The sequence below is a fragment of the Paraflavitalea speifideaquila genome, from assembly GCF_032395985.1.
GTDB lineage: Bacteria > Bacteroidota > Bacteroidia > Chitinophagales > Chitinophagaceae > Paraflavitalea > Paraflavitalea speifideaquila.
Genome location: NZ_CP135920.1, coordinates 2,999,117 through 3,021,300 on the forward strand (window position 1 = coordinate 2,999,117; position 22,184 = coordinate 3,021,300).

At 47.0% G+C, this 22,184-nt stretch carries 35 protein-coding genes and 1 pseudogene; 13 read left to right on the top strand and 23 right to left on the bottom strand.

Translation table 11 applies throughout. From position 1 onward, the window contains the following. Nucleotides 1-86: 86 nt before the first annotated feature. The 8 genes from RS881_RS20535 to RS881_RS20570 form a co-directional block, all read right to left on the bottom strand. A complete protein-coding gene (locus tag RS881_RS20535) occupies nucleotides 87-587 on the bottom strand; it encodes a glycoside hydrolase family 16 protein (RefSeq protein WP_315824557.1) in 501 nt (166 codons plus the stop codon). Further along, nucleotides 581-1,294: a Calx-beta domain-containing protein gene (locus RS881_RS20540; RefSeq protein ID WP_315822780.1), complete on the bottom strand. Its 714-nt coding sequence runs from the start codon at nucleotides 1,292-1,294 to the stop codon at nucleotides 581-583. The genes RS881_RS20535 and RS881_RS20540 overlap by 7 nt, the downstream gene beginning before the upstream one ends. Before the next feature lie 140 nt (nucleotides 1,295-1,434). Next, nucleotides 1,435-1,707 (bottom strand): hypothetical protein, encoded by a 273-nt coding sequence (locus RS881_RS20545; protein ID WP_315822781.1) that lies wholly within the window; start codon nucleotides 1,705-1,707, stop codon nucleotides 1,435-1,437. Then, nucleotides 1,698-2,327: a PKD domain-containing protein gene (locus RS881_RS20550; protein WP_315822782.1), complete on the bottom strand. Its 630-nt coding sequence runs from the start codon at nucleotides 2,325-2,327 to the stop codon at nucleotides 1,698-1,700. The genes RS881_RS20545 and RS881_RS20550 overlap by 10 nt, the downstream gene beginning before the upstream one ends. 39 nt (nucleotides 2,328-2,366) lie before the next feature. Further along, nucleotides 2,367-3,530, bottom strand: coding sequence for a RagB/SusD family nutrient uptake outer membrane protein (locus RS881_RS20555; RefSeq protein ID WP_315822783.1), 1,164 nt, complete (start codon nucleotides 3,528-3,530; stop codon nucleotides 2,367-2,369). A 99-nt stretch (nucleotides 3,531-3,629) separates the two neighbouring features. After that, nucleotides 3,630-3,866: a hypothetical protein gene (locus tag RS881_RS20560; RefSeq protein ID WP_315822784.1), complete on the bottom strand. Its 237-nt coding sequence runs from the start codon at nucleotides 3,864-3,866 to the stop codon at nucleotides 3,630-3,632. An 18-nt stretch (nucleotides 3,867-3,884) separates the two neighbouring features. After that, nucleotides 3,885-4,160, bottom strand: coding sequence for a TonB-dependent receptor (locus RS881_RS20565; protein WP_315822785.1), 276 nt, complete (start codon nucleotides 4,158-4,160; stop codon nucleotides 3,885-3,887). Next, nucleotides 4,157-4,750 (bottom strand): hypothetical protein, encoded by a 594-nt coding sequence (locus RS881_RS20570; RefSeq protein ID WP_315822786.1) that lies wholly within the window; start codon nucleotides 4,748-4,750, stop codon nucleotides 4,157-4,159. The genes RS881_RS20565 and RS881_RS20570 overlap by 4 nt, the downstream gene beginning before the upstream one ends. A gap of 98 nt (nucleotides 4,751-4,848) precedes the next feature. Between RS881_RS20570 and RS881_RS20575 the strand changes: the two genes are divergently transcribed. Then, nucleotides 4,849-4,974 carry a hypothetical protein gene (locus tag RS881_RS20575; protein ID WP_315822787.1) on the top strand — a complete coding sequence of 42 codons (126 nt, stop codon included), beginning with the start codon at nucleotides 4,849-4,851 and terminating at the stop codon, nucleotides 4,972-4,974. Nucleotides 4,975-5,065: 91 nt separating this feature from the next. Here RS881_RS20575 and RS881_RS20580 read toward each other — a convergent pair whose 3' ends face one another. The 3 genes from RS881_RS20580 to RS881_RS20590 all read right to left on the bottom strand — a co-directional run bounded on the left by RS881_RS20580 (nucleotide 5,066) and on the right by RS881_RS20590 (nucleotide 6,971). Beyond that, the gene (locus RS881_RS20580) at nucleotides 5,066-5,245 is read right to left on the bottom strand and encodes a hypothetical protein (protein WP_315822788.1); all 180 of its coding nucleotides are present in this window, start codon (nucleotides 5,243-5,245) and stop codon (nucleotides 5,066-5,068) included. 80 nt (nucleotides 5,246-5,325) lie between these two features. After that, nucleotides 5,326-6,426, bottom strand: coding sequence for a SusC/RagA family TonB-linked outer membrane protein (locus RS881_RS20585; protein ID WP_315822789.1), 1,101 nt, complete (start codon nucleotides 6,424-6,426; stop codon nucleotides 5,326-5,328). Continuing rightward, the gene (locus tag RS881_RS20590) at nucleotides 6,354-6,971 is read right to left on the bottom strand and encodes a carboxypeptidase-like regulatory domain-containing protein (protein ID WP_315822790.1); all 618 of its coding nucleotides are present in this window, start codon (nucleotides 6,969-6,971) and stop codon (nucleotides 6,354-6,356) included. The genes RS881_RS20585 and RS881_RS20590 overlap by 73 nt, the downstream gene beginning before the upstream one ends. 230 nt (nucleotides 6,972-7,201) lie before the next feature. Between RS881_RS20590 and RS881_RS20595 the strand changes: the two genes are divergently transcribed. The 8 genes and pseudogenes from RS881_RS20595 (at nucleotide 7,202) to RS881_RS20630 (ending at nucleotide 13,349) form a co-directional block, all read left to right on the top strand. Next, nucleotides 7,202-7,852 (top strand): hypothetical protein, encoded by a 651-nt coding sequence (locus RS881_RS20595; protein WP_315822791.1) that lies wholly within the window; start codon nucleotides 7,202-7,204, stop codon nucleotides 7,850-7,852. Further along, nucleotides 7,836-8,030 carry a hypothetical protein gene (locus RS881_RS20600; protein ID WP_315822792.1) on the top strand — a complete coding sequence of 65 codons (195 nt, stop codon included), beginning with the start codon at nucleotides 7,836-7,838 and terminating at the stop codon, nucleotides 8,028-8,030. The genes RS881_RS20595 and RS881_RS20600 overlap by 17 nt, the downstream gene beginning before the upstream one ends. 16 nt (nucleotides 8,031-8,046) lie before the next feature. Beyond that, a complete protein-coding gene (locus tag RS881_RS20605) occupies nucleotides 8,047-9,912 on the top strand; it encodes a triple tyrosine motif-containing protein (protein WP_315822793.1) in 1,866 nt (621 codons plus the stop codon). Between the two features lie 464 nt (nucleotides 9,913-10,376). Then, nucleotides 10,377-10,928, top strand: coding sequence for a DUF6089 family protein (locus RS881_RS20610; RefSeq protein ID WP_315822794.1), 552 nt, complete (start codon nucleotides 10,377-10,379; stop codon nucleotides 10,926-10,928). Beyond that, a complete protein-coding gene (locus RS881_RS20615; RefSeq protein ID WP_315822795.1) occupies nucleotides 10,925-11,251 on the top strand; it encodes a hypothetical protein in 327 nt (108 codons plus the stop codon). The genes RS881_RS20610 and RS881_RS20615 overlap by 4 nt, the downstream gene beginning before the upstream one ends. Before the next feature lie 165 nt (nucleotides 11,252-11,416). Next, nucleotides 11,417-11,731, top strand: coding sequence for a UbiD family decarboxylase domain-containing protein (locus RS881_RS20620; protein WP_315822796.1), 315 nt, complete (start codon nucleotides 11,417-11,419; stop codon nucleotides 11,729-11,731). 35 nt (nucleotides 11,732-11,766) lie between these two features. Next, nucleotides 11,767-12,719 (top strand): annotated as a pseudogene (locus RS881_RS20625) (UbiD family decarboxylase); the annotation flags it as partial. Nucleotides 12,720-12,842: 123 nt separating this feature from the next. Continuing rightward, nucleotides 12,843-13,349: a UbiD family decarboxylase domain-containing protein gene (locus RS881_RS20630; RefSeq protein WP_315824558.1), complete on the top strand. Its 507-nt coding sequence runs from the start codon at nucleotides 12,843-12,845 to the stop codon at nucleotides 13,347-13,349. Here the strand turns inward: RS881_RS20630 and RS881_RS20635 are convergent. From RS881_RS20635 to RS881_RS20685, 11 genes are all read right to left on the bottom strand, one after another. Further along, complete coding sequence (locus RS881_RS20635) at nucleotides 13,336-13,509, bottom strand: hypothetical protein (RefSeq protein ID WP_315822797.1); 174 nt, start codon at nucleotides 13,507-13,509, stop codon at nucleotides 13,336-13,338. The two genes, RS881_RS20630 and RS881_RS20635, sit on opposite strands and share 14 nt — an antisense overlap. Nucleotides 13,510-13,750: 241 nt before the next feature. After that, nucleotides 13,751-14,230: a hypothetical protein gene (locus tag RS881_RS20640; protein ID WP_315822798.1), complete on the bottom strand. Its 480-nt coding sequence runs from the start codon at nucleotides 14,228-14,230 to the stop codon at nucleotides 13,751-13,753. Next, a complete protein-coding gene (locus RS881_RS20645; RefSeq protein ID WP_315822799.1) occupies nucleotides 14,215-14,409 on the bottom strand; it encodes a hypothetical protein in 195 nt (64 codons plus the stop codon). The genes RS881_RS20640 and RS881_RS20645 overlap by 16 nt, the downstream gene beginning before the upstream one ends. Next, nucleotides 14,406-15,221 carry a DUF3857 domain-containing protein gene (locus RS881_RS20650; protein ID WP_315822800.1) on the bottom strand — a complete coding sequence of 272 codons (816 nt, stop codon included), beginning with the start codon at nucleotides 15,219-15,221 and terminating at the stop codon, nucleotides 14,406-14,408. Before RS881_RS20650 ends, RS881_RS20645 begins: the two co-directional genes overlap by 4 nt. Nucleotides 15,222-15,226: 5 nt before the next feature. Further along, on the bottom strand, nucleotides 15,227-15,820 hold the full coding sequence (locus RS881_RS20655) for a DUF3858 domain-containing protein (RefSeq protein WP_315822801.1): 594 nt from the start codon (nucleotides 15,818-15,820) through the stop codon (nucleotides 15,227-15,229). Between the two features lie 47 nt (nucleotides 15,821-15,867). Beyond that, nucleotides 15,868-16,752 carry a DUF3857 domain-containing protein gene (locus tag RS881_RS20660; protein WP_315822802.1) on the bottom strand — a complete coding sequence of 295 codons (885 nt, stop codon included), beginning with the start codon at nucleotides 16,750-16,752 and terminating at the stop codon, nucleotides 15,868-15,870. Nucleotides 16,753-16,789: 37 nt separating this feature from the next. After that, complete coding sequence (locus RS881_RS20665) at nucleotides 16,790-17,131, bottom strand: hypothetical protein (protein WP_315822803.1); 342 nt, start codon at nucleotides 17,129-17,131, stop codon at nucleotides 16,790-16,792. Nucleotides 17,132-17,167: 36 nt separating this feature from the next. Next, on the bottom strand, nucleotides 17,168-17,440 hold the full coding sequence (locus tag RS881_RS20670) for a DUF3858 domain-containing protein (protein ID WP_315822804.1): 273 nt from the start codon (nucleotides 17,438-17,440) through the stop codon (nucleotides 17,168-17,170). Beyond that, nucleotides 17,437-18,048 carry a hypothetical protein gene (locus tag RS881_RS20675; protein WP_315822805.1) on the bottom strand — a complete coding sequence of 204 codons (612 nt, stop codon included), beginning with the start codon at nucleotides 18,046-18,048 and terminating at the stop codon, nucleotides 17,437-17,439. Before RS881_RS20675 ends, RS881_RS20670 begins: the two co-directional genes overlap by 4 nt. A gap of 28 nt (nucleotides 18,049-18,076) precedes the next feature. Further along, nucleotides 18,077-18,220: a hypothetical protein gene (locus RS881_RS20680; protein ID WP_315822806.1), complete on the bottom strand. Its 144-nt coding sequence runs from the start codon at nucleotides 18,218-18,220 to the stop codon at nucleotides 18,077-18,079. Nucleotides 18,221-18,246: 26 nt separating this feature from the next. Further along, the gene (locus RS881_RS20685; protein ID WP_315822807.1) at nucleotides 18,247-19,113 is read right to left on the bottom strand and encodes a DUF3857 domain-containing protein; all 867 of its coding nucleotides are present in this window, start codon (nucleotides 19,111-19,113) and stop codon (nucleotides 18,247-18,249) included. Nucleotides 19,114-19,420: 307 nt separating this feature from the next. Here RS881_RS20685 and RS881_RS20690 point away from each other — a divergent pair, with 307 nt between their 5' ends. Beyond that, nucleotides 19,421-19,660 (top strand): hypothetical protein, encoded by a 240-nt coding sequence (locus tag RS881_RS20690; protein WP_315822808.1) that lies wholly within the window; start codon nucleotides 19,421-19,423, stop codon nucleotides 19,658-19,660. Further along, the gene (locus RS881_RS20695; RefSeq protein WP_315822809.1) at nucleotides 19,657-20,397 is read left to right on the top strand and encodes a TraB/GumN family protein; all 741 of its coding nucleotides are present in this window, start codon (nucleotides 19,657-19,659) and stop codon (nucleotides 20,395-20,397) included. Before RS881_RS20690 ends, RS881_RS20695 begins: the two co-directional genes overlap by 4 nt. A 52-nt stretch (nucleotides 20,398-20,449) precedes the next feature. On the opposite strand, the gene RS881_RS20700 is transcribed toward RS881_RS20695, so the two are convergent. Further along, a complete protein-coding gene (locus tag RS881_RS20700) occupies nucleotides 20,450-20,866 on the bottom strand; it encodes a nucleoside-diphosphate kinase (RefSeq protein WP_315822810.1) in 417 nt (138 codons plus the stop codon). Nucleotides 20,867-21,085: 219 nt separating this feature from the next. Between RS881_RS20700 and RS881_RS20705 the strand changes: the two genes are divergently transcribed. Together RS881_RS20705 and RS881_RS20710 are read left to right on the top strand one after the other, a co-directional pair. Beyond that, a complete protein-coding gene (locus RS881_RS20705; RefSeq protein ID WP_315822811.1) occupies nucleotides 21,086-21,901 on the top strand; it encodes a DHH family phosphoesterase in 816 nt (271 codons plus the stop codon). Next, nucleotides 21,814-22,032: a DHH family phosphoesterase gene (locus RS881_RS20710; RefSeq protein WP_315822812.1), complete on the top strand. Its 219-nt coding sequence runs from the start codon at nucleotides 21,814-21,816 to the stop codon at nucleotides 22,030-22,032. Before RS881_RS20705 ends, RS881_RS20710 begins: the two co-directional genes overlap by 88 nt. Nucleotides 22,033-22,184 lie beyond the last annotated feature (152 nt).

Consider the following 22,184-nt stretch of genomic DNA (forward strand, 5'->3'; position numbering starts at 1 on the left):
TGGTAAGTAGCAAGTGGGCCTCAGTTGTTGCTTGTCAACTAATTAAAGCATTTGCTACTCGCCACTTACCACTAGCCACTCAGAATTTATTGATACACCCTGATATAATCCACAACCAGCCATTGCGGGAAATAGGTATTGGCATCGGGATTGCCCGGCCAGTTACCGCCTACCGCCAGGTTGAAGATCAGGAAGAACTCCTCATTAAAGGGATAGTTATTAGCGCCCAGATCGGCCTTGTTGACAGTTGAGAACAGGTTGCCATCCACAAACCATTTGATCTGGTCCTGCTTCCATTCCAGGGAGAATACATGAAATTCATCACTGAAGGTTTTGGCAGGTAACACATAATTGCGACTGATCTGAATGCTGCCAGGCCCGGGACCATAGTGCAGGGTACCATGTGTTTTGTTGGGCTCATGACCTACCACTTCCATCAGGTCGATCTCCCCGCTTTTGGGCCATCCACCATATACACTTTTATCAGGCATCAGCCATAAAGCTGGCCAAATGCCTTTGCCTTTTGGTAATACCGCGCGGATATCGATACGCCCAAATTTGAAAGGCTTTTTGCCCTGGGTTATGATCTTGGAGGAGGTATATCCTTTGCCCTGAAACTTTCGGGTTTGGCTTCGATGATCAGTTTCCCATTTTGGAAAAACAGGTTCTCTGGCCGGTCAGTATAATATTCCAGTTCATTATTACCCCATCCGCAAACATTGGGACAGCCATCACCATTCTGGTGGCTCCAGGCCGTGAGGTCCAGGGAACTGCCATTGAACTCATCGCTCCATTTCAATGAATAACCAGGGTAGGAGGTGGGGGCTTCGTATCCTGTATTGGGAAATGCTACCCTGGTATCATCATTGCGGATAGTGCCACTGCCCACCAATTTTAGCAAGCTGCCATTGATGGGGTTTTGTAGTTGCACAGTGAAATTGTCATCGCCTTCCTTGATGTCATCACCTATTACCGGTATAATGATCTTCCTTTGGGTTTCTCCTGCTGCAAGGGTGATCGTTTGGCTGCCCACAGCTGTATAGTCTTCTCCTTCCTTAGCGGTTCCGCTGGTAATGGTATAGCTTACCTTGGTTTCCTTACTCGATTTTTTGTCGAGCGTTATCAGGAACTCAAAATCGGTTGTTGCACTATTGCCTTCAAACAGGGTTACATCATTAATAGAGATGACAGGGGGCGCCTCATTGTTATCAGGGCCGCCCTTGCTTTTACTGCATCCTGCAGAGGTAAAGGTGAATGATAGGGAGCAGATTATTGCAGAAATCAACTGGATCATATAATGCCATCTTGTAATCATAAATATAATTTGCTAAAGCACTAAATTGGCACGTGTTGTTGGGCAAAAACGGGATTGTCTTAGCCCTTCCCGTTAAGCCATCTACACATTGGCACATTTTCAAATCAGCACATTGGTTATTATTTCGCTTTGAAGGTGAACTTCCATTGGCCCCAGTCGTACTTCTTGTTGATCACCATTTTGGTCGCAGTCATTTCAATGATGTCGTAAGTGATGGATGATTCGGGTGCTCCGGAAGTGCCCAGGTCGCCGGCTTTGTACAGGGCCATATAAACGCCATTGCCGGTAACCTGCAATTTGCTGTTGCCAATGATCTTGAAATTGAAACTGCCGCCGCCCCAGGGCTGGTATTTGGCGGGCAATTGAGCTACGGTAGCACATCCTACTGGCAAACCGATATCTGCGGGCCAGGGATTGCCTCCTCATCATCCACCCGTATATCGCCTTTGACATCTAAAATGAAAGTACCATCCTTCTTAAACGTGTATTCATCATTGAAAGAGCAAGGGCGGCCTGTTACGTCACCTTCACCACTGGCCCACCACTGGCCGCCACCAGGATCGCCTACCCATAGGGCGCCGCCACCTGGCTGGTCCAATATCCAGGTTTTGGAAGCGCAACCGGTAAGCAGGGCTTTCCGGCCGGCACAGCCATTGGGGTCATCGGCTGCTACGCTCACTTTGACAGTTGTAGAGTCGATGCCGCCGCCAGACATCAGCAACAGTTTTACAGTATACTCTCCTTTTTCAGGATAATAAGCAGTATCTATTTTTCTGCCGGTGCGGGCGCCACCGCCATCGCCAATATTCCAGCGGTAATAAAAAGCATCAGCCGTTGTACTGGTGAGCAGGTAAGTATTTACCTTACCTGCTATGGGCGTTACTGTAAAAGCGGCTTGGGGTTTATTGCCTATATCGCCAAAGCTGCTCTTGGGGCTGCATCCCGGTATAAACACCGGCACCAGCAAAAGCAGCAGCCAATAGTAGGTTGTATTAATATTCCTGTGTTGCATAATGGTAATTTTAAAATGATCCATTTCAATGTGGGTCGCTTAATACCCTTTGTTTTGTTCCAATACTTTATTGGTTACATCGATTTCTTGCTGTGGTATGGGCAATACCTCATTCTTATTGGCTTTGAAACCACGTGACCCCAATACTTCGGCAGCTTTGCCCGTACGTACGAGGTCAAAGAAACGATGTCCTTCAGTAGCCAGTTCCAGCCTTCTTTCTTTATAGATATTGTCCAGTGTGGCAGTTATAGAGGGAAGGTTTACCCTTCCGCGTACTGCATCCAGCAAGGATTTGGCGCGAGCGGCATCACCGCCACCACGTACCAGGGCTTCTGCTTCCAGCAGGTAAGTATCGGCCAGCCGTATTTCAATTTCATTGATGGGCCAGTTGATCTCGGCAGTACCTACATTCGAGCGATAGGCGGTTACCGGCGCATATTTCCGTATAAAGTAGTCAGTGTTCTGATACCGTGCATTGTATTTGGCGCCCTGGGCCTTCATCGCATTACCATCAATAATCGTATGGGGAAAGCGCGGATCGTCTTTCATTGCTGCTACCAGGTCTTCCGTAATTGGACAGAAGCCCCAGCCTCCGGAATATAGGGGACCGCTATAATCCGCTGCGCCTACAAACTGGGCAGCCACATTGCCTTCGCCCCCATTGATCCAGCCCCAATCGCCCCAGGCGGCCAGGTTGGAATGCGGGATCTCCAGAATGGATTCGCCATGGAACTTATTATCGGGCCTGAAGATATCCCCATAGTTCGCCAGTAAATGATAGGCGGCGGAAGTGTTGACCTCTTTCAGCAGGTTGGCTGCTTCGCCCATACGGGCATTGTTGTTTTGGTACAGGATGGCTTTGGCCAGGATGGCGGTAGCGGCACCCTTGGTCAGGCGCCCGTATTCACTAACCGGTAGAGTTAAGGGTAGATCGGGCCTTGCTTCTGTCAGGTCTTTTTCAATTTGTGTGAAAAGAGCCGCCGCTTCTGCCTGCTTTTGGTTGTACAGTTCACTGGTAGGTATGGCACCCGTAATGAGTGGCGCCCTGCCAAAGAAACGCACAATGTCAAAATAGAAATAGGCGCGCAGGGTTTTGGCTTCTGCAATTACCCGCGATTTAAAATTAGCGGGCAGGCCATTTACTTTTTCAATTTTCGACAGTAATAGGTTGGCCCTGTATACGCCAGTATAGTTCTTTGCCAAAGCCCTTGTTGCGGTCCCCGGTAGGGATCGAGTGTGAAATTATCATAAGCTACCCAACTTGGTTGATCCGATGCGTCACTACCGCCTGCATAGGCATCATCAGATGCTGCTGATAGTAATGGCATCTTCATGGTATACCCCCGAGTTGCCCCATTGCATTACATCGTATACAGCTACCAGTCCCTGGAATACTTGTTCCTGGTTCTTATAAAAGTTGTCTTCCAGTTGTGTGCCCTTGGGTTCCAGCTCCAGGAAACGCTTGCTGCAGGATGCTGTAACCAGCAATCCGCCCATCAGTACAGGCCACCATTTTATATTGATTCGTTGCCGATTCATTGTTGTAGATTTTGTGGATTAAAAACCAATGTTAATTCCTGCCATCAAACTGCGTGGTTGGGGATAAATACCCCGGTCAATACCATAGCTGCCACCACCGATCTCGGGATCGAAGCCATTGTATTTGGTAAAGGTGAACAGGTTGTTACCCGTTAGGTAAATGCGCAGTTTGCTAAGTCCTGCTTTTTGGATCAAGGAGGCCGGCAGGGTATAACCAATTTGTAAAACCTTGATGCGGAAATAAGCACCATCCTGCAGGTACAGGTCTGAACTGCGGCTATAATTGCCATTCACATCATTGTATACAATGCGGGGGAACTTATTGAAGTGCCTTCACCTGTCCAACGGCTCAGTGCTTCCGTTGTCCAATTGGCTGTGGGCAGGTCAAAGCGGCGTAGGGCCTGGAATACATCATTGCCGGCTACCCCTTGTCCAAACACCAGGATATCAAATCCTTTCCAGGCCGCTTCGGCGGTGAAACCATAGCTGATGTTGGGCGTAGGGTCGCCAATGATATGGCGGTCGTCGTTATTGATCTTGCCATCATTGTTATAATCAACAAAACGGATATCGCCGGGTTGTGCATCGGGTTGCAGCAAACCACCGTCTTTATTCTTATAATTCAATACCTCATCCCGGTTCTGGAATAATCCATTGGTCTTAAATCCAAAGAAGGAACCAATAGCATTGCCCAATACCGTGCGGGTCATTTCCACGCCTTGTGGGCCAAAGGTTTGGCCAGGCAGGAAGGTTTTATCTGAACCCAGGAAGGTTACTTTATTTTTCAGGTAAGAGATATTGCCACTTACTTTAAAAGTAACATCCCCAATTCTGTTGTTGTAGCCCAATTCCAATTCCACGCCACTGTTTTCCATATTGCCCACATTGGCAATAGGGCCGGTATTGCCTACATAACCTGGTACCTGGGTGCGATCCAGGATGCCTGAGGTCTTTTGGAATACACATCAAAGGTGAGGTTGAAGTGACGGAACAATACGGCATCCAAACCAATATTAAGCTGAGAGGTTTCTTCCCATTTCAGGTCGGGATTGAAATGGCATTGGGGCTCACTCCCTGGATCAATACAGGCGATAAGCCCATCGTATAATTTCTGCCAAGACCTACAGTGGCCAGGTAATTGAAATCGCCAATGCGGTCATTCCCGGTAATGCCATAAGAGCCGCGTACTTTGAGAAAGCTTACTGCATCTGTTGCTGGAAAAAGTCTTCGCGTGAAGCTATCCAGCCTACTGAAACAGAGGGAAAATAACCGTATTTGTTATTGGGACCGAATTTGGAAGATCCATCACGGCGTATGATACCTGTTAACAGGTATTTGTCATCAAAGCTATAGATCACACGTCCATACAGGGATGACAAGGTGCCCTGGTATTCACCGCCCCAGAACCGTTGGTTGGCTGGCGGTACATCGAATCCCAGGGAAGCATCTTTGATATCGTTTACGGGGAGGCCCAGTTTGGTACCTCCCTGGGTCTTGCCGGTATTTTTTGGCCGGTAGTACCCACCATGGCAGTCACATCGTGTTTACCAATGGTACGGTGGTAGGAGAGCTGGTTTTCCCAAACCCATAAAACACCCCGGTTGGAATTGCGCGTATAGCCATTGAGGGTTACCTGGTTAGTAGTATTGAGGTAATGAACGGGCGAAAAGCTTTCATCGCCCCAGAAGGCCAGGTCGGTACCGATGGTACTGCGCAGCTTTAATCCTTTAATAGGTTCTACCTCTCCAAAGGCATTGGCCACGATCTTGTCGGACCAGCCATTGCCCTGGGCTACCTTCAATGCGGCAACGGGGTTCAGTATCTCAGAGGTAACGAGGTTGGAGATGCCGTAGGGATTGCCATTGGCATCCCGCACTACCGGTTGGTTGCTGTAGGGAGGGGCATTGGCCAGGGCCGGGTCGGTAACGATCAGTGGGGTGATGGGATCTAAATTAATAGCCCGGTTAAGGGGCGTACCCCACTCACCATTGGTACCCACCCCTACCGAGGAGATACGGGTATAACCAATATTGCTACCAAAGGTGATGGCGTTGGTGATCTTATGGGTAACGTTAAAACGGGCTGTAAAACGCTTGAAGTTGGAATTGTCGGGTGCAACAATACCTTTTTGATCGAGGTAGCCAAAAGAAGCATAATAAGTAGATCTTTCCGAACCACCACTCAAGCCCAGGTCATGATTGGTGATGGGGGCGCCATTGTCAAAAACATGGCTTTGCCAGTCGGTGCCTTTACCAAACTGTTCAGGATTGGCGAAGCGGGGCGACTGTCCGTTGGCTACGTAGGCTTCATTGAGCATATGGGCATATTGGGTGGCATCCAGCAGCTTGAGTTTGCGCCAGGCTTTTTGGGTACCCCAGTAACCGTTATAACTAACGGTCATTTTGCCGGCTTTTCCCTTTTTGGTGGTTACAATGATAACGCCATTGGCCGCGCGGGCGCCATAGATAGAGGCCGAGGCTGCATCTTTTAATACATCAATGGACTCAATATCGCTTTGATTGAGGTATTCGATACCGCCTTCAATCTGAACTCCATCCACAATGTACAGGGGATTGGGTTGCCGGTGGTAGTGGTGCCCCGGATCCTTACGGTGGCGCCATCGCCGGGTTGGCCCGAACCACTGGTAATCGTGAGGCCCGATGATCTTCCCTGGAGGGATTGTTCAAGGCGTTGGACGGGCATATTATCCAGGTCACCTGCCTTTATAGAAGAAATGGCAGTAGTAACGGCCCCTTTACGCTGGGTGCCATAACCCACTACCACTACTTCATCCATGCTGCTGTTCTTCTCTTCGAGGGTAACGGTGAGGGCGGTAGCATCGCGTACGGTGTACTCGTATTGCGTCATCGCAATATGGGAGATGACCAATACGCTACCTGCCTTGGGTACGGTGATAGAGAACCTACCCTGTGCATCGGAAGAGGTAGCCGTGCTAGTTCCTTTAATGGCAATGGTGGCGCCTGAAACAGGCGAGCCGGTGATCTTACTGGTTACTGTGCCGTTGACCGGTATGGTCTGGGCGTAGACCTGGCTCGTTAGCAGTGTTTGGAATAGTACTGCAAGGCTTAGCAGTACAACTTTCATTTTCATAAGCAAACAATTTTGGATGATTGAACAGAGAATAAAATTATCATTCAGTACTGCATGCGCATATTTTCGGACTACATCACCACTACATCACCCTATTGTAATTCAATCATATCGCGCTTTTTAGGTACAACAATACTACATCATCGAAAAATCTTACTTTCACATACGCCAAAGAGCCGGGTGATGCCTGTGAAAAGGGAGATGCTGGAAGGCTCCTGAATACCTTGCCTGCTTATGAAAGGATCAAAACGATTGCTACTGCTATTTCTACTGGCAGGAATGTACTGCCTGGGGCAAAACACCATCGGTTTGCCCGAGATCATCAACTATTCCAAACATATTTATGGGGAGGTACACAAAACTGGGACATCCAGCAGGATGTGAACGGTATTATGTATTTTGCTAATAACGAGGGTATGCTCAGTTTTGATGGCACCCACTGGCGTATCTACCCCTTGCCCAATAAAACCATTGTACGGTCGATCGCCATTGGCAAAGACCGGCGCATCTATGCCGGCGGCCAGGATGAGATTGGGTACTTTTCGCCCGATACGACAGGGGTACTGGTTTTTACCTCGATCAAGCAACTCATACCGGAGAAAGAGCGGTCTTTTGCTGATGTCTGGGATATTATTCCCTGGGGCAATGATATCTTTTTCCGTTCAGTCCATAAGATCTTACAACTGACCAATCAAACAGTGACCGTGTACCCGGCTGTATCCGAATGGGCCTTTATGGGTATTCACGATAACCAACTGGTGGCGCAGGACATGAGTCATGGCCTGTTAAAGTTCAACCAGGGAAGTTGGCAGCCATTGATGCGGCGGGAAGATATTCCCCGGATTGTATACCAGCGCCATGATACGAATGGGTAAAGACAGTTCCCTGCTGGCTACGCTGAAGGATGGGGTCTTTTTATTGACTGGTAACCGGCTATCGCCCTTCCATTCAGCCGACCTGAACCTGATTTCCCGGGAAACCATTTATGGGGGCTGGCACTGGGGCGCAATTGGTTTGCCCTGGCTACCAGCTTGGGGGCTGTCATATTTTTAACAGGAAAGGGGAGCTGGTGCAAAGTTTTTCGCGCAAAGAAGGGTTGCAGAATAACAATATTACCAGCATATTCCGTGACCGGAATAACAACCTTTGGCTGGGGCTGGATAATGGCATTGATTTCATTGCTTATGATAATGCCATCAAACATATTTACCCGGAAAACCTGAATGAAGGATCGGGTTATGCTGCACTGATCCATCAAAATCACCTTTACCTGGGTACCACCAATGGCCTGTATACAGTTCCCCTTACTATAATGGATGACCTAAGTTTTGTAAAGGGACAGTTCATGCTGGTTCCCAACACCAAAGGGCAGGTATGGGGTTTGTCGGAGGTTAATGGTCATGTGCTATTGGGGCATCATGATGGTTCATTCCTGGTGAACCCACAAGGGGCCATTCCTGTTAACGCCAAACCTGGCTGGGGATATTGGACCTACCTGCCTGTAAGCAAGGTATTGCCTTCAGATCAGGTATTAGCGGGTACCTATCACGGCCTGGAGATATTGGATTATAAGAATAATTCCTTTCATACAGGCCGTCCGGTGGTTGGGCTGGATGAACCAGCTCGTTTTATAACGTTTGATAATAACAATATTGCCTGGGCCTCCCATCCGTATCGGGGTGTATACCGCATAGATTTGAGTACTGCCCCGGCACGTATTAAACTATATACGGATAAAGAGGGATTGCCTTCTTTTATGAACAACCATGTTTATAATATCCGGAACCAGGTTGTTGTGGCTACTGAAAAGGGAGTATATACTTATAATGACCACACAGACCAGTTTGAAAGCTCGGCCTGGTACAAAAATATATTGGGTAATACCAGTTTGCGTTACCTAAGGGAAGATACAGATGGTAATATTTGGTTTATCCATGAAAAGCAATTAGGGGTGATTGATTTTTCGGCAGCTACTCCCCGGATCGTTTACCTGCCCGAATTGAATGGGAAAATGGTAAGTGGCTTTGAGCATATCTATGCCATCAATGCCCGCAATATATTCATGGGTGCTGAAAATGGGTTTTATCATATTAACTATGAGCAGTACAGGAAGAATAAATACCTGTTGCAGGCACATATCAATACGGTTACTTCGACCGGCCCTTCGGACAGGTTGATATTTGGTGGTTATTTTGGGGAGGTCAATGATGGCAACGAGCAAAAGCAGGAGGCTGTGCCATCCATTGCCTGGAAATGGAACTCCTTGCATATTGAGTACTCCAGTTCTTTGTATGGGCAACCCTCCAATATTACCTATAGTTACCAGCTCAAGGGATTCGATAAGGGATGGTCGGAATGGTCGCGCAAAACGGAAAAGGATTATACCAACCTGCCGCCGGGTTATTATACTTTTGAAGTAAAGGCACGTAATAATTTTGGCAATGAATCCCAGGCCAGCAGTTATGCTTTTAGGATATTACCACCCTGGTACCAAAGCTGGTGGGCTTATGGGTTGTACTTACTGGCCTTGTGTGGACTTGGTTTTGGTTTATACCGGCGGCAGCAAAAGAAATTCATCCGTCAGCAGCAACGACATGAAGAAGAACAAAAAAGATTACAGTACCTGCATCAACTGGAGCTGGAAAAGTCGGACAAGGAAATCGTGAAGCTGCGCAATGAAAAACTGGAATCAGAAATTGATCACAAGAATAAAGAGCTGGCTTCCTCGGCCATGCACCTGGTGCAAAAAGGAGAATTACTTACCAGGATCAAAGAAGAGTTGACGCGGTTGAAGAAAATGCCCGTTAATGCTGATGATGGGGAAGAGTTGAAAAATTGTTGCGTATCTTACATGAAGAAGACAAGATGGATCAGGGCTGGGAGCAGTTTGCTTTCCATTTTGACCGGGTGCATAGTGATTTCCTGGTGGCATTGAAAGAACATTATCCGCAGTTAACAGCCAATGAGATCAAATTATGCGCCTACCTGAGGATGAATTTATCAACCAAAGAAATTGCGCAGTTAATGAATATATCCGTGCGTGGTGTGGAAATCAGTCGGTACCGCTTGCGCAAAAACTACAATTGTCTACCGATACCAATCTTTTCCAATTCCTGCTCACCATCAAATTGACCGGTACCTGATACCCAACCCTCTTTCCTGGTTGCCCGTATCTTTAAATACCCCTAAATACCGGCAGGATGAATTGATTTATCCACATCCGAACCATTGTGGTGAATTGAACTTTCCCGGTTTGATAATTGGCGCGAAACTTGCGTTCCATGTACCATTCCTAAGGTGCTTTTATCCCCTTATATTGACCGCATCCGTAGAGATTGATCTGTCCCAAGAACTTATCACAGCCAAATAGCTGCTGAAACCCAAAAATCTATCTTACGTATGCGAAAGTCCGCACTATTGTGTTTATTGTTACCTGTATTTAGTTATGCCCAGGAATCAAGCCGTTTGCACCTGACGCTTTTTGGTGGGGTGACCAATTACCAGGGCGAATTACAAGGCCGGGCATTTACGCTCAATCAATCCAACCTGGGTATTGGTGCTGGTCTGAAATATGATTTTACGCCTCATTTTGCCATTCGTACGGGAATCCAATATGGAACCATTGAAGGCAGCGACCGGGAGAATAGCGATGCCAAATTACGTCCCCGTAACCTTAGCTTCCAAAGCCGGATCGTGGAGGGTAACCTCTTATTGGAATACACGTTGTTCAATATGGAAGATAAGAAGATATCTCCCTATGTATTTGCTGGCGTTGGCCTGTTTCATTTCAAACCTTATGCTTTTGACAGCCTGGGAAATAAAGTATATCTGAAACCATTGAGTACAGAAGGGCAGGGGCTCGCGGCCTATCCTGACAGGAAGGAATACAAGCTTACACAGTTTGCCATTCCATTTGGTGGGGGATTAAATTCCGCATCAGTAATAATGTGATCCTCGCTTATGAGGTGGGACTGCGTAAAACATTTACAGATTACCTGGACGATGTAAGTACGCGGTATGTAGACCCCTTTATACTGGCACAGGAAAAAGGGCTGAAGGCGGTGGAAATGTCGTACCGGGGCGGTGAGCTAAAGGATGGTGATCCTAATTATCCGCCTGTAGATGCTTTGCGGGGTAATGCTAAAACAAAGGACTGGTATTATTTCCAGGGTCTTACGCTCACCATTGGCATTGGCGGTTCGGGCAAAAGTGGTGGCGGCGGCAGGGGCGGCAGGGGCGGAAGCCGCTTGGGTTGCCCCCGGAATGTTTATTGATCAATCACTCACTACCTGCTAATAGGATGCTGTGGCGCCTTTTTGGGCGCCGCAGTTGTTGTAGGCCCTGTCTAAAGCCGGCAAAAAGGCGGGATTGAGCGCTACGCTTTTCCTTCTGGCCGGCTTTCATTTCTGCCGTACCTTTGCACCCGCAAATACAAAAGCATGGCATACAAGCATCAGCAGCATTTTATTGACACCCTGGAGCAGGCGGGTGAATTGGTTCGTATAAAGACTTATGTTGACCCCAAACTGGAGATAGCAGAGATCACTGATCGTATCAGTAAAACGCCGGGCGGTGGCAAAGCGCTGTTGTTTGAAAATACGGGATACGATTTCCCTGTATTGATGAATGCCTATGGTAGTGAGCGCCGCATGTGCCTGGCGCTGGGGGTACAGCACCTGGATGATGTAGCACGTAATATAGAAGACCTTTTAAGCTGCTTTCTTCTCCCAAGGAAAGTATATTGGATAAATTGAAACTGCTGCCCAAATTGAGCGAGTTTGCCTCCTGGATGCCCAAAGTGAAAAGTGGCCGGGGCGCCTGTCAGGAAGTGATCTTGCAAGGAGAGCAGGCAGATATCAATAAGTTGCCGGTAATCACCTGCTGGCCCAAGGATGGCGGTCCTTTTGTGACGCTGCCCATCATTCATACCAAAGACCCCACACCAATACCCGCAATGTAGGCATGTACCGCATGCAGGTATTTGGTCCGCAATTAACGGGTATGCATTGGCACCGGCATAAAGTGAGTGCCAAACACTTCAGTGAATACAAGAAATTGGGCATAAAAATGCCGGTTGCAGTAGCCCTGGGAGGCGATCCGGTATATGCTTATTCCGCCACGGCGCCTTTGCCCGAGAATGTGGATGAGTACATGCTGGCGGGTTTCCTGCGCAAGAAAAAAGTAGAGCTGGTGAAATGTATTACACAGCCTTCCATTGAAGTGCCGGCCGACGCGGATTTTGTTATAGAAGGATATGTAGACCCGGCTGATGAATTGATCTGGGAAGGCCCCTTTGGCGACCATACAGGTTATTATTCCCTGCCCGACTGGTATCCCCGTTTTCATATTACCGCCATTACACACCGCAAGAACCCGGTTTATCCGGCTACGATTGTTGGCATTCCACCACAGGAAGATGCCTGGCTGGGGAAAGCTACGGAACGTATTTTCCTGGCGCCGATCAAGATGACGATGGTGCCCGAGATCGTTGACATGGATATGCCGGTAGAAGGGGTATTTCACAACCTGGTGATCACGAAGATCAACAAGGAATACCCCGGTCAGGGACAAAAAGTGATGAATGCCATGTGGGGTGCCGGGCAGATGATGTTTAATAAGATACTGGTTTTAGCAGATGGTAAAGTGCCCATCACGGATTATAAAACACTGGCGCAATATATTTTTAAGCACCTCAATCCGGCTACTGATATCTATTTCTCACAAGGGCCCATGGATGTACTGGACCATAGTTGTAGTAAATTAGGCTTTGGTGGAAAAATGTGTATCGACGGAACGGCTAAGCTGGAAGAAGAAACAGACGATACTTATTTTTTGCAGCTTACGGATTTTAAGGTAGATGATGCCATGATCCTTTCGCAGTTCCCGGAAATTCATAGTATCAATACGGGCTTACTGGCGCTTGATATTCCCTGTTTGGTCGTATCCGTTAAGAAGGAGCGTAAGGGGCATGTTCGGGAACTGCACCAGCAGTTATGCCAGAGTCATGTTATTGAAGGTATTAAAATGGTGTTGTATGTAGAGCATACGGTAGATGCCAATGACCTGCCGGTGGCTTTATGGCGCTTCTGTAATAACCTCGACCCCCGGCGCGATAGTTTGCCGGCCGAACAGCTTTCGTTGCAACAGCCAGGTAAAAAATGGGCCTGTATGGGTTTTGATGGTACGATCAAGACCAAGGCCTTTGATGATTTTCAGCGCGACTGGCCCAATATCATTGTGGCCGCCGATGAAACCATTGCTTCGGTGGATAAGAAATGGCCTGAGCTGGGACTGGGCGCCATGCTGCCTTCGCCATCGCTGAAGTTCAAAGGACAGATGTATGGAGAAGAAGCAGTGGTTACTGCTTCTTGATCACTATTCGTTGGGCATCGTCCAGTAATACTTCTTCAAAGAATTTTTTACCTCGGCATATTGAGCAGCGGGTATCCGGTGTTGCTCCAATACCAAAGAGCTGGTGGAATAAACGGCTCTTTGCTATCATCATACCAGTATTGGGTAGTATAGGCAGCAAAGGGACATGTAATGCTTTTAGACTGGGGCAGGGCATCTACCGCAAATCCTTCGGGCAGTTGCAACAGGGTGGTGTCGGTTTTTGATAGGGATTGTGGAAGTAAAAATCCCTTTTTCGTTTCTCGGACGTGGGTAATTTGCTGCCGAAAAGTTTATACATCCGGGGCTAAAGAACATTTTGTTTCCGGCAATGAATTCGGGCACTTTTTCAATACGCATCTCCAACTCGGTGGTCAACGTTTTCAAGGCTTCTTTTTCTGCAGTATAAATTCATCGGGCTGCTTAAAGCCCATGCCATTGATGATAAAATCTTTCTGGTCATCTTTCTTTTCATCGATCACACTGCCCATCATTTCCTTGTATTCGCCCGTAGTTTTGAAGGTACTCGTTGTTTTACCCGAGCCATCCATTTGTAAGGCAACCACCGTTGTTATATCGAACTTATTGTCGGCTGGTTTACTGGAAGGAGTAGTTACCAGTGCACCACCATCTTCTGTGATCAGCAAGGCATTCCTGTTTTCGGTAAAACTGCCCAATACCCCAAAGTCGTTGGTTTTACTGGTGCATTCCAGCCAGATGCTATCCTTGGGCTGCGGTACGCAAAGGATCACATGGTTGAAGCCGCTCATAGGGAAGCTGGGGTCTAATGGTTCTTTGTTGTAGTCGGCGCTGATCAATGCCGGATAGCTTTTTACACCTACGGCTTTCAATGCGGCATACATATAGTTGGAGAGTCCCTTACAATCGCCATACTTTTTTGGTCGGTAAAATCGGCCGATAGTGAGCGCCAGCCACCAATGCCCAGTTGAATACTGACATAACGGAAATTCTTTTGCAGGTAGTCATAAATGATCCTTGCTTTTTCCCGGTCGTCCTTGGCATCTTTTACCAGGTCTTTCAAAAGATTACCCTGCTTTCGGGCAATACATCCAATCCTTTGTGCATGGTATTGTACCAGGCGCCCAGGCTTTTCCAGGAGCTCATATTGCCATCATACTCATCCATTTTGAAGCGGGAAGGAGCCAGTACAATGCAGGGGTAAATACTTTCCCGGCTGCTGGTAGAGCCTTCTTCCTGTTCTATACGTGGCAGGTTACTGCCATCCCATTGGTAGGTTTTATATTTTTCTTCTTCCGTTATCTTGGGCGTTAATGTAACGTTTTTTGCCAGGTACCGGAGGTCCATATCCTTTGGCACCTTGGCTGTAAAGGTCGATTGCAGTACTCCATGGCCTGGTGTGTACCAGGGATAGAACAGGGTGCCTTTGTAACGTACTTCGTATATATATTCTACTGTAACCGGATAAACGGCCACTGGAATGTTGATGCTGTAAAAGCTCCTGTCATCGATCAACCCGTCACCCGACGAGGCTTGCATGTATAGATCTTTCTTCCGGTACTTGTTGATCTGTTTGCCTTTGGCGTCATATACTTTGATCTCAACATCCTCCAGTATATGGAACTTGTTGTTGTATTCACTGAAGTTCAGTGCTCCACGATAGGTGTCGTTTAGCAGGGTGTATACCTCATGGGTCTTTAAAGTAGCCCGGTCAATCCCAGTTACCTCAAAAATGGTATTTTCATACCGCTTGATCACCGAGGTTTTCTTTTTGGCTTCCTCTGGTATAGAGGCTACATCATAACTGGGTAACTGGGCTGCCACCAAGCAGCACCAGCATAAAGCGGGCATAGCTATCAACAATCGCTTTTTCATAACCATTACTTTTTCTTAAATACAACTTGTTCGTTGAGCATGTCGAACATCTTCTTATAAAACTCCTTCAGTTCGCTATATTCATCTACGGTGTACAGGCTCTTTTTAAATTCGATCCGTACGCGTGCCAGTACTTTTTTATTGGCCGGATCATCAAACAATTCCCGGATAAAGATCACTGTTTTATCGGTGTTGACCAATTGCAGTGATTTGGGCAAGGCATCGGGCGCGTATCCGTCGGGTACCTCAATATAGGTGCTGAAACTGATGTTTTGCCGATACCCAAAATTAACATCGCTGAACCGGTTGGTGGCAATAAAGGGATTGGTTTCAAAGCCCGAGAACAAGTTGATGGGCATAAAGATATAATCACCGGTACTGTTGGCCTGTACCCTGAAACGGATATGCTGGTTCAGGGGCAGGGAATCCTGGTCATCATTTTTACTTTCAATACTGTCTACGATAATGGAAGTGCCGGCTTTCTGAAAACTATTCACATATTTCTCGCGGCTTCGTTTCCAACGGCGCAAGCGGTCAATACGTGCATATTGCTGGCTATTCAAATAGACCTCGCCCTGCAGCATATTGCTGGCGCCCATTTTAAGGGTAATGGTGATATTGTCTTTAAATTGCAGTGACTCATCGGTTATTTGAATAATGCCGCCTTTTTCCGGTTTACAATAAAGGCGGTGGTATTTAGTATCTCAAAAGGCACCATTTCGGGTTGGCCATAAGGATCGGTAGCATCCAGGAAATACTTTTTACCGTCAATCTGAACGGCTACGTAGGTAGCATTGAACTGGTCGACAAACGGATACTGGGTATACACTTTGCCATGTTGCCGCTCACTCACCAGCATAGGGTAGGCTTCCAGTCCTGCCTCGGTTAGGAGGTTGAGCAGGATCAGGTTGATCTCGGTGATATTGCCGGTTTTTTTGTTCCAGGCAGCTTTTACACCGTCCGAACTACCATAGCCATAAAAGCGATTCCAGGTCATATAATTACGGGTATAATTATAGATGCGCTTCATTTTTTCCATGGCCGAAGGCAGTGCTTTCATTTGGGCAATGAAGTCGTCGGTACCACTGATATTCTTGCCGATCTGGGTGCCAAAATAGGGCGCGTTGTTCAATTCGCGGGTTACTTCCTCCCAGGAGGTCATGTACTTTCTGCTTCCAAAGCTCCCATTGTTAAAGGCCGATAGTTGAAAGGTAACTCGTTGCAGGTAATCCTTCCTTGCATCCATATAGGGCTCATCGCGCAAACCGGGAATATTCTTCATTTCAAAGAATATCCTTCCATCCCTTGAATTGGGTTTTACAGTGATAGGCAGTTGATCGCTTTTGTGTACCATATAAGCGAACTCATAATTGGGAGGAATGCCCAGGTCGTATTTGCTTTGTACAACCGGTAATTCGTGTTGAAACTCCCAATCGTCCAGGTTGAAGTAGTTCTTTTCTGTGCTTCGGTATAGGTACTCTATAATACTGCCCACCCTGATGCCGGGGAAGGTGAATTTTTCAGGTGCCACGCTTCATTGCGGGGTTCAGTAAAAATTGATTTCCTGTCTACCCCTGAATGGTTTGCATGTTGTTGGCATCGAAATTGAAAGCCTGGGCCTCAATAATGTCAATGGATTGGAAATCATTCTTGGCGTAAAAGGGGATAGCAATGTTGGCATGTTCAATCCCTTTCTCTTTAAGTATTTTGATCCGGATATGGCGATGGGTGATGAGTTGGCGTTGATCATCATAATCAGAAACAGCTTCATCGAGCAGTACAATGGCTACTGCTTCGCTGTCAAAAGCGCATACCTTCATTTCCCGTTCTTCCTGGGTAAGTTTATTCCAGGTTTCAAATTCCGGCTGCGCCCAACTGGTTGCGCTCAGGAAAAAGGATAATACGATCAATAGCAATTTTCTACGTTGGGGCTTACCATACCAGGCTCAAATTTCATGTACGTCAGGGTTTAGCTTTTTACGAATGGCATATTGCTCATTCAGTAATGTAAATAATTGCTTGTAAAATTCCTTAAAATCGGGGTACTCTTCAGCTGTAAAATAAGGTTTTTTGAATTCCAGGGAGATACGAACGTTTAATACATTGTTTTCTGAGTTAATATAGCGACTGATGGCAATGCTGGTATCGGGCATTATCATCCGCATGCTTTTGGGCAGCGCCTCAAATTCATAGGTTTCCGGGATGGTGATATTGGTCACCAGTTGATAATGCTGGTTGGAACCAAAAATACGTCCGAGAACCGGCTGTCGGCCAGAAAGGGATTCTTCTCCAGGCCGGTAAATAGGTTGATCGAAAAGTATTTGTAATCGCCGGAACTATTAATGGGCTGGCTGAATTGAATAGATTGGGTAAGTGGCAAGGAATCTACCTCTTCATTTTTGAGGGTGATGCTATCCACTTTTAGGCTGGTATTACCGGCTGTGAAGAATTTTTCTACCAGTTTATCTTTCCCTTCTTTTAATATGGGCATGCGTCGAACGCGTGAATAATCATAGCTGGAAACGCTGGCTTCGCCTTGCATAAGCCCTTTCTCATCAATATTGGCCCTTAGAAAAATTGTTTCCCGGAGGTGCGGTTTTTCATCCCACAAGGTGCGCCAGCCCCATTCCCAGGTATCGATCTTTTCGATCACCAGCCCTTCCGAATACATTACTTCATAGGGGATGAGCTTGGAATGAGTATGTTTTTCTGTGGCATCGAGCACATATACTTTCTCTCCTATGGTAACATAGGCCAATACTTTATTGAAATGGCGCCAATCGGCAAATGAGGTATTGACACGGCCATTCTGGCGGGTACTTACCAATAGGGGGAGGCTTTGAGACCGGCATCTTTCAGCAGGTTGACCAGGATGAGGTTGATCTCACCCGAAGTGCCTTTTTATCTTTCCAGGCACTCTTAACGCCATTCAATGCCCAAATGCCGCCATAGGAATTCCATTCCATGTTTTTGCGTACATAGTTATGAATGGTCTCCATTTTTTGGTAGGGGTCCGTCAGCTTTTTCAAAGCCTCATCCAGGTCGGCCGTACGGGGATCTCCCTTTTAAGCTGTACACCAAAATCCTCATCTTCCGCCAGGTATTTAATAATTTGTGGCCAGTTGGGCTGCCTGTTTTGACGGAGTCCATAAGGCGGATTATAGGCTAAAACCCTGGTCTCAACCCGTTGCAGGTAATCATCATCACAAGAAATATAGGGTTCATCCCGCAGTGCAGGGATATTAGACATGATAAGTGTCTGTGTAGTTCGGCGGGCTTTGTTTTCCGACTTCTTCTCTACCGGCAATACACAATAAGGAGTGGCGGTGAATTCATATTCATCCGGAAAACTTACCCGGTAACGGCTGTATTTTACCGGCATGGCGCGCTGGAAATACCAACTGGTCAGGCCAATATTGGTATGTACATACTTGTATTCAATAATACTGCCTGCTTTTACCTCGGGAAAGGTAAAGACCTGTTCGGAATATCGTTTGCTCAGCGGCTTTTCGTAGATCAGCTTTTTCTCCACTTTCGTAATCACCATATTGCCTGCGGCATCCAGGTTATAGGTTTGGGCCGACAGGCTTTTGATCGACTCGTCATTCCGGTAGCTATGATAGGGAATATGGATATCGGCAACCTTCAGCCCTTTATCTTTTAAAATCTTAATGCGTACATGATGGACCAGTTCAATGGAACCCATCATGTCGAGATAGGCTTCGCCCACGTCGAATAATACCAATGCCTCGGCATCCTTGTCAAATTCACATTCCTTTAACAACAGGTCGGCTTTATCAACCGTGCCAAAAGCAGGAATATCCTTGTCTTTTTGGGCAAAAGCAGACAGCGTAAGCCCCAAAACTGTGATCAGGGCGATCATTTTTCTCATATTGTTGTTTAGTTTTTGAACCTGGGAGGTTCTGCCAGCTGCTATAGTCTTGCGTAATAACGCAGGAACTAACCGGCTATTATTCAGAACCTTTAACAGGAATAATTATTTTTATTGGCTTTTGTGAATACCGCCCATTAGTTTTGTCTGTGGAGGTGGATGGTTGGGAAAGGACTGGCATGAAAGATCAGGTACCTGGTACCTGGGGTTTAGGAGGGTATGCATACTAGGGGGTATTAGAGCACAATGATAAGGTAAAAAAAGACTTGATTGGTAAAATAAAAAAATAAAGCACTTGACCATGTTCGTGAAAACATCTTTTATGGTGATCTGTTGGGTAGCCATGGCCGGTTTAGGGTATTCCCAAACGAAAAAGACAGCCCAGGTGAAAACGATGGGCGCCAAACCGGCTGCCGCTAAACCCAAAACGCCCGGCAAAGCAGCCGGCCAAAATACCCTGTTGTGGGAGATAACAGGCAATGGCTTAGAAAACCATCTTACCTGTTTGGCACCATGCATATTCTTTGTGATAAGGATGCCGGCTTGAGCGCCAACCTTAAAAAGGCGATCAAAGATGTGCAGGTGATCTATTTTGAATTGGATATGGACGATATGAATGAGCTGATGGGAGCCATGAAATACCTGAAGATGAATGACGGTAAGAAACTATCGGACCTGCTTACCAAAGAAGAATATGACCGGGTAGACAAATACTTCAAAGCACATAAAATGCCCATGTCGCTTTCCTTTATGAACCGCTTTAAGCCCTATTTTGTTTCCAGCCTGATCGGCGAACAGGTGATGACCTGCGACAATGAAAAGAAGAACGGCATGGAACAGCAGATCATGGCGGAAAGCAAGCAATATGAGAAAGAAATAAAGGGACTGGAAACGGCCGAGTTCCAGGCTGGGTTGTTTGACAGCATTCCTTACGACAAACAGGCCAAGGACCTGGTAGCGTATATTGATAGTATTGACAGTTACAAACAGGTAACACTGGAAATGGTGGATGTGTACCGTAAACAGGATTTGCAGAAAATGGACGCACTGGTACAAAAGAGTGATCCTGGTATGGAGCAGTATATGGACCTCCTGTTGTTTGGCCGTAACCGTCGTTGGGTAGCCAATATGCCCAATATGATGGGCCCCCGTTCTACTTTATTTGCCGTAGGTGCCGGCCACCTGGGGGGAACAAGGGGTGATCAATTTGTTGAAGAAGAAGGGGTATACCTTGACGCCGTTGAAGAATTAATGGGCGGATTTGATAATTTGAAAATGTGCTAATGCGCTCTACGTGGATGGCATTAGCACATTTTCAAATTGCGATATTTTCAAATTAAAACTGCTCCAATCCACTAAAGAAGAAGCTGCCTTCGATGGCGGCATTCTCATCACTGTCACTACCATGAACGGCATTCTCGCCTAAGGAAGTAGCATATAATTTACGGATAGTACCTTCTTCGGCCTGAGCCGGATTGGTAGCACCGATCAGTTTGCGGAAAGAAGCCACCGCATTTTCTTTTTCGAGGATAGCGGCAATGATGATCCCGCTGCTCATAAAAGATACCAATTCGCCATAAAAGGGGCGTTCTTTGTGTACAGCGTAGAATTCGCCGGCTTTTTCAGCACTCAGTTTCGTTTGTTTCAAGGCTACGATCCTGAAGCCTTCTTTAATGATCCTGTCCAGGATCGCTCCGGCATGACCATTCTTCATTGCATCGGGCTTGATCATCGTAAACGTGCGGTTGCTCATATAGTTTTACTCAATTTTGGCCGCAAATATAAGTCTTGATTCTGGATTTAGGGCTTGGGTACCAGGATTCTTACACAGGCTTGTGAGTTGTCAGGTGCTGTTGTACCGGGTGTAGGGGTAATCCAATAGGCAATTGGCGGCAACCGTTGTAAATCCTTAATTTCTGCCTTTGAAATAGTTGGTCATTGGACTTTATTTCTGCAACTTTGCCACCATTTTATGCTACCTATCCAGGAATTATATCCATTACTTACTACTCCCCGTACGGTGGTGATAACCATGCACCAGAAGCCCGATGCGGATGCCATGGGATCAGCCCTGGGCCTCTACCATTTTCTAAAACAGCTTGGCCACCAGGTTACAGTGATCTCGCCCACCAATTGGGCCAGGTGGCTCAACTGGATGCCGGGTTGTGATACAGTCGTAGATTTTGAACTGAACCGGGAAAGATCAGAAGGCTTGCTTCAGGCAGCTGAATGGCTTTTTTGCCTGGATTTCAATGTGTTATTACGAACTAAGAACCTGGCACCCAAAATAAGGGCGGTAGCCAATACCCGCATCCTGATCGACCATCACCAACAACCCGAAGTGGAAAGTTTTGCTTATGGCATCAGCGATACGTCTAAAAGCTCCACCTGCGAAATGGTGTATGATTTTATTACCGGCTCGGGCCATGGCGATACCATCAACCTCGCGATAGCCGAATGCCTCTATGCCGGAGTAATGGCCGATACGGGTTCGTTCCGGTTCCCGGCCGCCAGCGCTGCCGTGCACGCCATGGTATCGGACCTGAAAAGCAGGGGATTGAACCATACGCAGGTACATGAAAACGTTTATGACAATTTCCTGGAAAACCGTTTGCGCTTCATTGGTCATGTACTACTGCACCGCATGGAGATCTATTATGAATACAATACTGCATTGATAGCGATCTCCAAAAAGACCTGTTGCGGTATGAGATCAAGACCGGCGATTCCGACGGCCTGGTTAACTACCCGCTCAGTATACAGGGTATCAAACTGGCTGCACTGGTGATTGACCGTGACGAGGAACGCAAATGGAGTTTCCGCAGCAAGGGCGATTTTGATGTGAATACCTTTGCCCGTAAATATTTTGAAGGCGGGGGCCATTTCAATGCGGCCGGTGGACGCAGCAGCGCCCCTTGATCAAACGGTACAGGATTTCCTGGAAGCGATGAAACTGAGCGCGCTGGAATTACAGGATTAAATCCCCAAGTCGGGAAGTCAGTAAGACCGGAAGCCAGTATACTTGAAATTTCTCTTAGAATCAGCACTATATTTTTGCCGCTGGTGAAGTG